Here is a 12,602-nt window from a genome sequence, read left to right on the forward strand (position 1 = left end):
TATGTTTTGTCATAGTAGACCTCATTTCTAACTCAAACGTCTCATACTTAATTCCACCATAAAAATCCGTTTTAGACTAACTTCCACTTTGGTCAGACAAGTGGAAGTTACTTTGAGAAGTTACCTTATTCTATTTTATAACAATTTCTTCTTGCAATTTTTAATAGAAAAGTATACAATACAAGTGTTGGAACTATTCGAAACAACACAGCAAGTTAAAATAAGGCTTTGTCCGTACACAACTTGAAAAAGTGCGCACCGATTCGGTGCTTTTTATTTTATTATACAAACTTATTGTAGCCGCATTCTTGTTAAAAAACAAATAATATCGTTGTGCTTTCATAAAATATAAGTAGAGTAAGTAAGAAATATAGATTTCTTTTTAGATTATAGATGTTCTAAAATAAAAAGAACCGGGATAATTAACTATCCTAGTTCTTTTTATATGGAATATTCTGTTATTCCTCCCCAGCCAATTCTTTTCCTAGTTGGATGAGGTAATCTTTCAAGTCATCTTTGACTTGTGGGTGCTTGAGGGCGTAGTCAATAGATGTTTTCATAAAGCCAAACTTATCCCCAACGTCGTAACGAGCTCCTGTAAATTCACGGGCGAAAACACGTTGTGTTTTATTAAGGGTATCAATAGCGTCGGTAAGTTGGATCTCATTTCCAGCACCGGGAGCTTGATTTTCGAGGATCTCAAAAATTTCTGGTGTGAGCAGATAGCGGCCGATAATTGCCAAATCACTTGGAGCATCTTCGGGAGCTGGTTTTTCTACGAAAGTTTCAACACTATAGAGTCCATTGATTCCTTCTCCTTGAGGAGCGATAACTCCATATGCTGAAACGCCTTCATGAGGTACAGGCATGACAGCAATGGTTGATGCGTGAGTCGTCTCGTAATCGTTCATCAATTGTTTTGTCAAAGGAACAGCATGGTCATCTGTGATATCCATTAGGTCGTCACCTAGCATGACAACGAAGGGTTCATTTCCTACAAAAGCCTTAGCTTGTAAAACAGCATCTCCAAGACCACGAGGATGGCTTTGACGGATAAAGTGAAGGCGAATGCCAGTTGTTTCGTCTACCAATTTTAGCAAGTCATGTTTGCCTTTTTCTTTGAGGTTGTACTCAAGCTCAAAGTTTGAGTCAAAGTGGTCTTCAATAGAACGTTTTGATTTACCAGTGACAACCAGAATATCTTCAATACCTGATTTAAGAGCTTCTTCTACGATAAATTGGATAGTTGGTTTGTCCACAATTGGCAACATTTCTTTAGCGAGTGCTTTGGTTGCTGGTAAAAATCGAGTCCCGAGTCCAGCGGCAGGGATGACTGCTTTTCTAACTTTTGATGTCATAAGAATCCTTTCTTTAGAGGGTTAAGACCACTCATTTTCTGCTTTAAATTCATTGTTCATAATGTCATAAATGGCATCTTTGATATTGGTTCCGTGGTAGATAACTTGGTAAATGGCCTGTGTAATGGGCATATAGACTCCAAGTTCTTGCGCTAGTTCATAGGCTGCTCGGGTCGTTGAAATTCCTTCAATTACCATGCCCATATTAGCTTCGATATCAGCTAGGGATTCTCCACGACCAAGAGCATCTCCAGCTCTCCAGTTACGAGAGTGGATAGAGGTTCCCGTTACGATTAAATCTCCCACACCAGATAAGCCGCTATAGGTCAATGGATTAGCCCCGAGTGCTACTCCTAGGCGGGTAATTTCTGCCAAGCCTCGAGCGATGATGGCTGCCTTAGCATTATCACCAAATCCCAGACCATGTAAAGCTCCAGCACCGACAGCGATAATGTTTTTAAGAGCGCCAGCAGTTTCAACTCCGATAACATCCGTATTGGTATAAAGTCGGAAGTAGTGATTACTGAAGAGCTCCTGAACGTATTGAGCTGTTTGTAAATCTTTGGAAGCAGCAGTGATTAAAGTTAGGTCACGCACAATGGTCTCTTCTGCATGACTAGGTCCTGAAACAACGACGATATCACTGCGGAGCTGTTCAGGAATTTCTTCTTCAAGGATGGTTGATAATCGTTTATGGCTATCAGGTTCTAATCCCTTTGATGCGTGCATGATAATTGCCTTATGGTCTAAGGTTTTGGCAACTTGTTGGGCAACAAGTCGTGTCACTTTTGTTGGGACAACAAACAAAATCGCATCTACATCTTTCAATGCCTCTGCTAAGTCAGTATAGGCATGGATATTTTCATCTAGAACGACATCTTTAAAGTAGTGTTTGTTAGTATGATAGGTATTAATTTCATTGATTTGCTCGGGAAGATTTCCCCAAATACGTACCTCGTGTCCATTGTCATTTAAGACTTGTGAAAGGGCAGTTCCCCAAGAACCAGGCCCCAAGACGGCGACGGTTTGTTTTTCCATGATTTCCTCCTTAATAGAGTCCTTTCCATTATTCTATCATATTCTAGAGGATTTTGCACTTGCATTGCTGGGGTGTGTGGCTTTGTTATACTCAATGAAAATCAAAGAGCAAACTAGGAAGCTAGCCGCAGGTTGCTCAAAGCACTGCTTTGAGGTTGTAGATAAGACTGACGAAGTCAGTTACATATATCTACGGTAAGGCGACGCTGACGTGGTTTGAAGAGATTTTCGAAGAGTATTACTTGAAAAATACACAAAAACCGAGACGAAGTAATAAACTCTCAGTCTCGGTTTTGATATTCCTTAAAGAATAGCTCGGTTTATTTCAATTGATCTGTAATGTCTTTTGATAGCAACATTCCCAGATGGTAAGTTTTATTGATGTGAGCAATGACATCATTGATATTTTCAGTCGTGTGAATTTTCTCTTTGATGTCAGCCCTAAATGTTTCATCCTTCAACAGTTGTTCTTGGTAGAGTCTTTGAAGTCTCTCCTTCTCGTACTTATTGAGCAGAAAAAGGAATACCAAGCTAATCACAACGAGGACATAAGCATATTGGCTCATAGGATATCTCCCTGTATGATAAAGAAGTAGTAGTGAATAAATCGTTTAGGCAAGTGTCTCAAGTTACGACGTATTGTAATAGAAATCGATATTATTTCTATTACAATACTAGTGAAGCAGTTAGCTAGTCCGCATAAAAGCGGCTAGCGTCTAACAATTAGGAACTTTAGTTCCAATTGTTAGTACTGAATCACATCTTCTCTGGCGCTTCTACTCCAAGTAAGCGAAGGGATTCTTTGAGAACGACTGCGGTTGCGTAGCTAAGGGCTAGACGGCTGTCGCGTTCTGGGCTTTCATCCAAGATACGTGTATGTGCATAATATTTGTTAAAGGCTTGAGCCAGGCTAATTGCAAATTTAGCAATGATAGAAGGTTCAAAGTTATCTGCCGCGCGGTTGATAATACGTGGGAAGTCTTGGATGAGTTTGATGATTTCCCAGCTTTCAGTATCATTCAAGCTATAGTTGCCAGCTGTTTCTGGTTTGAAATTCACTTTGCGTAAGATAGATTGGATACGAGCGTAGGCGTATTGAACGTAAGGTCCAGTTTCACCCTCGAAGGATACCATAGCCTCTAGGTCGAAGTCATACCCATTTGTACGGTCGGTCTTAAGGTCATAGAATTTAATGGCTCCAACCCCAACAGCATGCGCTACTTGGTCTTTGTTTTCAAGTTCAGGATTTTTAGCCTCGATTTGGGCCTTGGCACGGCTAACAGCCTCTGCAACAGTAGGCTCTAGCAAGATGACATTCCCTTTACGAGTAGAGAGCTTTTTCCCTTCTTTTGTCACCAAACCAAAAGGAACGTGAGTAATGTCGTCACTCCAGTCATATCCCATTTCTTGCAAGACAGCTTTGAGTTGTTTAAAGTGGGCAGATTGCTCTTGACCAACGACGTAGATAGATTTAGCAAATTGGTATTCGTTTTTACGGTAAAGGGCTGCAGCCAAGTCACGAGTAATATAGAGAGTAGCACCATCAGATTTCTTGATAAGTGCTGGATGTTCAATTCCATATTTCTCAAGGTTGACGACTTGGGCACCTTCTGACTCAACAAGAAGGCCTTTTTCAGAAAGAATGTCTACAACTGCATCCATCTTATCGTTGTAGAAGGCTTCTCCGTTATAGCTGTCAAATTCAACCTTCAATTCATTGTAAAGGCGGTTAAATTCCACCAAACTTTCATCACGGAACCATTGCCAAAGTGCGAGAGCTTCCTCGTCTCCATTTTCAAGTTTACGGAACCATTCGCGTGCTTCTTCATCCAAGCTAGGGTCATTTTCAGCTTCAGCATTGATACGAACGTAGAGTTTAAGAAGTTCATCGATTGGATGAGCTTTTACAGCTTCTTCGTCGCCCCATTTTTTGTAGGCAACAATCAACATTCCAAACTGTTTACCCCAGTCTCCCAAATGGTTGACTTTGACCGTTTGATAACCGATTTTTTGGAAGATATGTGACAAGCTATCTCCGATAACAGTTGAACGTAGATGACCAATAGAGAATGGTTTAGCGATATTGGGACTAGACATGTCGATAACAACATTTTCTTGTTTACCAATATTTTGGTCAGCATAGTGTTCTTTTTCAGTGATAACAGCTTGCAATACTTGAGCAGAAATGGCAGATTTATCAAGGAAAAAGTTAACGTAAGGTCCTGTTGCAACAACCTTTTCAAAGGCTTGGCTGTTAATCTTCTCAGCCAGTTCAGTAGCAATCATTTGAGGTGCTTTACGTTCGACTTTGGCAAGAGAAAAAGCAGGGAAAGCGATGTCTCCCATTTCTGAGTTTTTAGGGGTTTCCAGTAAATTTAAAATAGCCTCTTGGTCCAGGCTATCAATGATGCTAGCCAACTCGCTAGCAATCAATTCTTTTGTATTCATTAAGAGCTCCTTTTTGGACTTTTCTACTATTTTATCACAATTTTAAAGAAAGAAGAAAAAATTTTTGAAATCTCCTGTTTTTTTGGTATAATATAGTTATAAAATTAGTTATAAATATACATATAAGAGGATTTTATGAGAAAAAGAGATCGTCATCAGTTAATAAAAAAAATGATTACTGAGGAGAAATTAAGTACACAAAAAGAAATTCAAGATCGGTTGGAGGCCCATAATGTCTTTGTGACGCAGACAACCTTGTCTCGTGATTTGCGCGAAATCGGCTTGACCAAGGTCAAGAAAAATGATATGGTGTATTATGTACTAGCAAATGAGACAGAAAAGATTGATTTGGTGGAATTTTTGTCTCATCATTTAGAAGGTGTTGCAAGAGCAGAGTTCACCTTGGTGCTTCATACCAAATTGGGAGAAGCCTCTGTTTTGGCAAATATTGTAGATGCAAACAAGGATGAATGGATTTTAGGAACAGTTGCTGGTGCCAATACCTTATTGGTCATTTGTCGAGACCAGCACGTTGCCAAACTCATGGAAGATCGTTTGCTAGATTTGATGAAAGATAAGTAAGGTCTTGGGAGTTGCTCTCAAGACTTATTTTTGACAAGGAGAGACGGAAAATGGCGACAGAAAAGCTATCACCCGGCATGCAACAGTATGTGGATATTAAAAAGCAATATCCAGATGCTTTTTTGCTCTTTCGTATGGGTGATTTTTATGAATTATTTTATGAGGATGCGGTCAATGCTGCGCAGATTCTGGAAATTTCCTTAACGAGTCGCAACAAGAATGCGGACAATCCGATTCCTATGGCGGGTGTTCCCTATCATTCTGCCCAACAGTATATCGATGTCTTGATTGAGCAGGGCTATAAGGTAGCTATCGCAGAGCAGATGGAAGATCCCAAACAAGCAGTTGGGGTTGTTAAACGAGAGGTTGTTCAGGTTATTACGCCAGGGACAGTGGTTGATAGCAGCAAGCCGGACAGTCAGAATAACTTCTTGGTTGCCATAGATCGTGATGGCAATCAATTTGGCCTAGCTTATATGGACCTGGTAACAGGTGACTTTTATGTGACAGGTTTATTAGATTTCACACTCGTTTGTGGGGAAATCCGCAATCTCAAGGCGCGAGAAGTGGTGCTGGGTTATGACTTGTCTGAGGAAGAAGAACAAATCCTCAGTCGCCAGATGAATCTGGTGCTTTCCTTTGAGAAAGAAGGCTTTGAGGATATCCATTTACTGGATTCACGATTGGCAACTGTGGAGCAAGCAGCGTCTAGTAAGTTGCTTCAGTACGTACATCGGACTCAAATGCGGGAATTGAACCACCTCAAACCTGTTATTCGCTATGAAATCAAGGATTTTTTGCAGATGGATTATGCGACCAAGGCTAGTCTGGATTTGGTTGAGAATGCTCGTTCAGGCAAGAAGCAAGGCAGTCTTTTCTGGCTTTTGGATGAAACCAAAACAGCTATGGGGATGCGTCTGTTACGCTCTTGGATCCATCGTCCCTTGATTGATAAGGAACGAATCGTCCAGCGTCAAGAAGTGGTGCAGGTCTTTCTCGATTATTTCTTTGAGCGTAGTGATTTGACAGACAGTCTCAAGGGTGTTTATGATATCGAACGCTTAGCTAGTCGTGTTTCTTTTGGCAAAACCAATCCCAAGGATCTCTTGCAGTTGGCGACCACCTTATCCAGTGTGCCAAGGATTCGTGCGATTTTAGAAGGAATGGAGCAACCCGCTCTAGCCTATCTCATAGCACAACTGGATGGAATCCCTGAGTTGGAGAGCTTGATTAGCGCAGCAATTGCTCCTGAAGCTCCTCATGTGATTACGGAAGGTGGCATTATCCGGACTGGATTTGATGAGACCTTAGACAAGTACCGCCGTGTGCTCAGAGAAGGGACTAGTTGGATTGCTGAGATTGAGGCTAAGGAGCGAGAAAACTCTGGTATCAGCACGCTTAAGATTGATTACAATAAAAAGGATGGCTACTATTTCCATGTGACCAATTCGCAACTGGAAAATGTGCCTACTCACTTTTTCCGCAAGGCGACGCTGAAAAACTCAGAACGCTTTGGAACCGAAGAATTAGCCCGTATCGAAGGAGATATGCTGGAGGCGCGTGAGAAATCAGCCAACCTAGAGTACGAAATTTTCATGCGTATCCGTGAGGAAGTCAGCAAGTACATCCAACGTTTACAAGCTCTAGCCCAAGGAATTGCGACAGTTGATGTCTTACAGAGTCTAGCAGTTGTGGCTGAAACCCAGCATTTGATTCGGCCAGAGTTTGTAGGTGATTCGCGGATTGATATCCAGAAAGGGCGCCATGCTGTCGTTGAAAAGGTTATGGGGGCTCAGACCTATATTCCAAATACAATTCAGATGGCAGAAGATACCAGTATTCAACTGATTACAGGGCCAAACATGAGTGGGAAGTCTACCTACATGCGCCAGCTAGCTATGACAGCGGTTATGGCCCAGATGGGTTCCTATGTACCGGCAGAAAGCGCCCATTTGCCTATTTTCGACGCTATCTTTACCCGCATTGGAGCAGCAGATGACTTGGTTTCGGGTCAATCAACCTTCATGGTGGAGATGATGGAGGCCAACAATGCCATTTCGCAAGCGACCAAGAATTCCTTGATTCTCTTTGATGAATTGGGACGAGGAACTGCAACTTATGATGGGATGGCTCTTGCTCAGTCTATCATCGAATACATCCATGAGCATATTGGAGCCAAGACCCTCTTTGCGACCCACTACCATGAGTTGACCAGTCTGGAATCCAGCTTGGAACATTTGGTTAATGTCCACGTGGCAACCTTGGAGCAGGATGGGCAGGTTACCTTCCTTCACAAGATTGAACCAGGTCCAGCTGATAAGTCCTATGGTATCCATGTTGCCAAGATTGCTGGTTTGCCAGCAGACCTTTTAGCAAGGGCGGATAAGATTTTGACTCAGTTAGAGAGTCAAGGTACAGAAAATCCTACTCCCGTGAGACAAACAAGTGCTGTCACTGAACAGATTTCACTCTTTGATACGACTGAAGAACATCCTATCCTAGCAGAATTATCTAAGCTTGATGTTTACAACATGACACCTATGCAGGCTATGAGTGTCTTGGTTGAGTTAAAACAAAAACTATAACACCAAAATTCACTAGTTAATCTAGCTGTATCAAGGAGATTTCTTTGACAATCCTCCACTTTTTTGCTAGAATAACATCACACAAACAGAATGAAAAGGAGCTGACGCATTGTCGCTCCCTTTTGTCTATTTTTTAAGGAGAAAGTATGCTGATTCAGAAAATAAAAACCTACAAGTGGCAGGCCTTGGCTTCGCTCCTGATGACAGGCTTGATGGTTGCTAGTTCACTTCTGCAACCGCGTTATCTGCAGGAAGTGTTAGACGCCCTCCTTGCTGGGAAATATGAAGCTATTTATAGTATCGGGGCTTGGTTGATTGGTGTGGCCTTGGTTGGTCTGGTTGCTGGTGGGCTCAATGTTATCCTTGCAGCCTATATTGCCCAAGGAGTTTCATCCGACCTTCGAGAAGATGCCTTCCGTAAAATCCAAACCTTTTCTTATGCCAATATTGAACAATTTAATGCGGGAAATCTAGTCGTTCGCATGACAAATGATATCAACCAGATTCAGAACGTGGTCATGATGACCTTCCAAATTCTTTTCAGACTTCCCCTCTTGTTCATCGGTTCGTTTATCTTGGCGGTTCAAACCTTACCCTCTCTGTGGTGGGTAATTGTTCTCATGGTAGTCTTGATTTTTGGCTTGACTGCTGTCATGATGGGAATGATGGGACCTCGTTTTGCCAAGTTTCAAACCCTGCTTGAGCGCATCAACGCTATCGCTAAGGAAAATCTGCGCGGTGTTCGTGTGGTCAAGTCCTTTGTCCAAGAAAAAGAGCAATTTGCTAAGTTTACGGAGGTTTCAGATGAGCTTCTTGGTCAAAACCTTTACATCGGTTATGCCTTTTCAGTAGTGGAACCTTTCATGATGCTGGTCGGATATGGGGCAGTCTTCCTCTCCATTTGGCTAGTTGCAGGGATGGTTCAGTCGGATCCGTCGGTTGTTGGTTCTATTGCTTCCTTTGTCAATTACCTAAGCCAGATTATCTTTACCATTGTCATGGTTGGATTTTTGGGAAATTCTGTCAGTCGTGCTATGATTTCTATGCGTCGTATTCGAGAAATTCTGGACGCAGAACCAGCCATGACCTTCAAGGATGTCCCAGATGAAGAGTTGGTCGGAAGCCTTAGCTTTGAAAATGTGACCTTTACCTATCCAATGGATAAGGAACCGATGCTGAAAGATGTGAGCTTTACCATCGAGCCTGGTCAAATGGTCGGTGTAGTTGGAGCGACTGGTGCAGGGAAATCAACCTTGGCTCAATTGATCCCACGTCTCTTTGACCCACAGGAAGGGGCTATCAAAATCGGAGGCAAGGACATTCGAGAAGTGAGTGAAGGAACCCTGCGTAAAACAGTTTCTATCGTTCTCCAACGTGCCATTCTCTTCAGTGGAACGATTGCAGATAACTTGAGACAGGGTAAGGGAGATGCTACTTTATTTGAAATGGAGCGCGCAGCCAATATTGCCCAAGCCAGTGAATTCATTCATCGTATGGAGAAAACCTTCGAAAGTTCAGTTGAAGAACGGGGAACCAACTTCTCTGGTGGGCAAAAACAAAGGATGTCGATAGCTCGTGGAATTGTCAGCAATCCGCGTATTCTGATTTTTGACGATTCGACCTCAGCCTTGGATGCTAAGTCAGAGCGCCTGGTTCAGGAAGCCTTGAATAAGGACTTGAAGGGGACAACAACCATTATCATCGCGCAAAAAATTAGCTCGGTTGTCCATGCAGACAAAATCTTGGTTCTGGATCAAGGACGATTGATTGGTCAAGGCACGCATGCAGACTTGGTTGCCAACAATGCCGTTTACCGTGAAATCTATGAAACACAGAAAGGAAAGGAGGAGTAAAATGAAGACAGTTCAATTTTTTTGGCATTATTTTAAAGTCTATAAGCTATCATTTGTAGTTGTCATCCTGATGATTGTTCTGGCGACTCTTGCCCAAGCCCTCTTTCCGGTCTTTTCTGGACAAGCAGTGACGCAGCTAGCCAATTTAGTTCAAGCTTATCAAAATGGCAATCCAGAACTTGTTTGGCAAAGTCTATCAGGAATTATGGTCAATCTTGGTCTGCTGGTTTTGGTTTTATTTATCTCAAGTGTGATATACATGTGTCTCATGACGCGCGTGATTGCAGAGTCGACCAACGAGATGCGCAAAGGCCTCTTCGGTAAGCTTGCTCGCTTGACAGTCTCTTTCTTTGACCGCCGACAAGATGGCGATATCCTGTCTCGTTTTACTAGTGATTTGGATAATATCCTCCAAGCCTTTAACGAAAGCTTGATTCAGGTCATGAGTAATATTGTTTTATACATTGGTCTGATTTTTGTCATGTTTTCGAGAAATGTGACGCTGGCCCTCATCACCATTGCCAGCACACCAGTGGCCTTTCTTATGCTGATTTTCATCGTGAAAATGGCGCGCAAATACACCAACCTCCAGCAAAAAGAGGTAGGGAAGCTCAACGCCTATATGGATGAGAGTATCTCAGGCCAAAAAGCTGTCATTGTGCAAGGAATTCAAGAGGATATGATGGCAGGATTTCTTGAACAAAATGAGCGCGTGCGCAAGGCAACCTTTAAAGGAAGAATGTTTTCAGGGATTCTTTTCCCTGTCATGAATGGAATGAGTCTGGTTAATACAGCCATCGTCATCTTTGCTGGTTCAGCTGTCCTATTAAATGATAAGGTTATTGAAACAAGTACAGCCCTAGGTTTGATTGTTATGTTTGCCCAATTTTCTCAGCAGTACTACCAGCCTATTATTCAAGTTGCGGCTAGTTGGGGAAGCCTTCAGTTAGCCTTTACGGGGGCTGAACGGATTCAGGAAATGTTTGATGCAGAGGAAGAAATCCGACCTGAAAAGGCTCCAACCTTCACTAAGTTGCAAGAAGGTGTTGAAATCAGTCATATTGATTTTTCATACTTGCCTGATAAACCTATTTTGAAAGATGTCAGCATTTCCGCTCCGAAAGGCCAGATGACTGCAGTTGTTGGTCCGACAGGGTCAGGAAAAACCACTATTATGAACCTCATCAATCGCTTTTATGATGTTGATGCTGGTGGTATTTATTTTGATGGAAAAGATATTCGTGACTATGATTTAGATAGTCTCAGAAGTAAGGTGGGAATTGTCTTGCAAGATTCGGTCTTGTTTAGCGGAACGATTCGAGACAATATCCGTTTCGGTGTGCCAGATGCTAGTCAAGAAATGGTTGAGACAGCAGCCAAGGCTACACACATCCATGACTACATCGAAAGCCTGCCAGACAAGTATGATACTTTGATTAATGATGACCAGAGCGTCTTCTCAACTGGCCAAAAACAGTTGATTTCCATTGCTCGAACCCTGATGACAGATCCCCAGGTCTTGATTTTAGATGAGGCAACTTCTAACGTGGACACTGTAACCGAAAGTAAAATCCAGCATGCTATGGAGGCGATTGTAGCAGGAAGAACGAGCTTTGTGATTGCCCATCGCTTGAAAACCATTCTCAATGCCGATCAGATTATCGTTCTCAAAGATGGTCAAGTCATTGAGCAAGGAAATCACCAGAAATTGCTAAAACTTGGTGGATTCTACGCAGAATTGTATCATAATCAATTTGTCTTTGAATAAACAGAAGGTTGTCCTAAACTAGGGCAACTTTTTCTTATAAAAGAAACCTATCACAGTCTTTTAAAATACATATTAGACAGGAAGGAGTTGGAGTGATAAGATAGATTTATCAAAGGAAATTGAAAGGAAAACAGTATGGCAAGAACGGTTGTTGGAGTAGCTGCGAATCTATGTCCTGTAGACGCAGAAGGAAAAAATATTCATTCATCAGTCTCTTGTAAATTTGCTGAGAGTATTCGTCAGGTTGGCGGACTTCCTTTGGTCATTCCGGTTGGTGATGAGTCGGTGGTCCATGACTATGTAGAAATGATTGATAAGCTCATCTTGACTGGGGGACAAAATGTTCATCCTCAGTTTTATGGTGAGGAAAAAACAATTGATAGTGACGACTATAACCTAACTCGCGACGAGTTTGAGCTAGCTCTTCTACAAGAAGCCTTGCGTCAAAACAAACCAATCTTAGCCATTTGCCGTGGCGTTCAGCTTGTCAACGTTGCCTTTGGTGGAACGCTCAATCAGGATATTGAAGGTCATTGGCAAGGTCTACCTTTTGGGACTTCACATTCTATTGAGACAGTTGATGGCAGTGTTGTGTCCAAATTGTTTGGTAAAGAAAGTCAGGTTAACTCAGTACATCGTCAGAGTATTAAAGACTTGGCACCCAATTTCCGCGTAACGGCAGTAGATCCCCGCGACCAAACCATTGAGGCAATCGAATCTATCGATGAACACCGTATTATTGGTCTTCAGTGGCATCCAGAGTTTCTAGTCAATGAAGAAGATGGCAATTTAGAATTATTTGAGTATTTATTAAATGAATTATAACGACTAGAATCCTAGTCGTTCAGAATGTAGACAAACGTCATTTTTGGCGTTTGTCTTTTTTGCTTTTCAAAAATATTTTGTCTCATCATCTGATATTCCAACCAAAAACCGGATTTAGAACAAAATAAAAAGGGATATTCTCTAT

The 12,602-nt window shown here is 42.0% G+C and carries 9 protein-coding genes; 5 read left to right on the plus strand and 4 right to left on the minus strand.

Going from position 1 to position 12,602, the window contains the following annotated elements:
• Nucleotides 1-458: 458 nt before the first annotated feature.
• The 4 genes from galU to argS all read right to left on the minus strand — a co-directional run bounded on the left by galU (nt 459) and on the right by argS (nt 4,844).
• Nucleotides 459-1,358, minus strand: a complete 900-nt coding sequence (galU, locus tag QM959_RS09205) for a UTP--glucose-1-phosphate uridylyltransferase GalU (protein WP_414372834.1) — start codon at nt 1,356-1,358, stop codon at nt 459-461.
• A 21-nt stretch (nt 1,359-1,379) separates the two neighbouring features.
• Nucleotides 1,380-2,396, minus strand: coding sequence for an NAD(P)H-dependent glycerol-3-phosphate dehydrogenase (locus tag QM959_RS09210; RefSeq protein WP_247935565.1), 1,017 nt, complete (start codon nt 2,394-2,396; stop codon nt 1,380-1,382).
• A 320-nt stretch (nt 2,397-2,716) separates the two neighbouring features.
• Nucleotides 2,717-2,962, minus strand: a complete 246-nt coding sequence (locus tag QM959_RS09215) for a MarR family transcriptional regulator (protein WP_414372835.1) — start codon at nt 2,960-2,962, stop codon at nt 2,717-2,719.
• Nucleotides 2,963-3,152: 190 nt separating this feature from the next.
• Nucleotides 3,153-4,844: an arginine--tRNA ligase gene (argS, locus tag QM959_RS09220; protein ID WP_414372836.1), complete on the minus strand. Its 1,692-nt coding sequence runs from the start codon at nt 4,842-4,844 to the stop codon at nt 3,153-3,155.
• 135 nt (nt 4,845-4,979) lie between these two features.
• On the opposite strand from argS, the gene argR reads away from it, so the two are divergent.
• From argR to QM959_RS09245, 5 genes are all read left to right on the plus strand, one after another.
• Entirely contained in the window at nt 4,980-5,426 is a 447-nt protein-coding gene (argR, locus tag QM959_RS09225) for an arginine repressor (protein WP_001231476.1), read from the plus strand.
• Nucleotides 5,427-5,476: 50 nt separating this feature from the next.
• Nucleotides 5,477-8,011, plus strand: a complete 2,535-nt coding sequence (gene mutS, locus QM959_RS09230) for a DNA mismatch repair protein MutS (RefSeq protein ID WP_414372837.1) — start codon at nt 5,477-5,479, stop codon at nt 8,009-8,011.
• 146 nt (nt 8,012-8,157) lie between these two features.
• Nucleotides 8,158-9,864: a multidrug efflux ABC transporter subunit PatA gene (patA, locus tag QM959_RS09235; RefSeq protein WP_414372838.1), complete on the plus strand. Its 1,707-nt coding sequence runs from the start codon at nt 8,158-8,160 to the stop codon at nt 9,862-9,864.
• A gap of 1 nt (nt 9,865) precedes the next feature.
• Nucleotides 9,866-11,632, plus strand: coding sequence for a multidrug efflux ABC transporter subunit PatB (gene patB / locus QM959_RS09240; protein ID WP_414372839.1), 1,767 nt, complete (start codon nt 9,866-9,868; stop codon nt 11,630-11,632).
• A gap of 135 nt (nt 11,633-11,767) precedes the next feature.
• Nucleotides 11,768-12,457, plus strand: coding sequence for a gamma-glutamyl-gamma-aminobutyrate hydrolase family protein (locus QM959_RS09245; protein ID WP_247912870.1), 690 nt, complete (start codon nt 11,768-11,770; stop codon nt 12,455-12,457).
• Nucleotides 12,458-12,602 lie beyond the last annotated feature (145 nt).

The sequence above is a fragment of the Streptococcus mitis genome (assembly GCF_047459985.1).
Classification (GTDB): Bacteria; Bacillota; Bacilli; order Lactobacillales; family Streptococcaceae; genus Streptococcus; species Streptococcus mitis_DZ.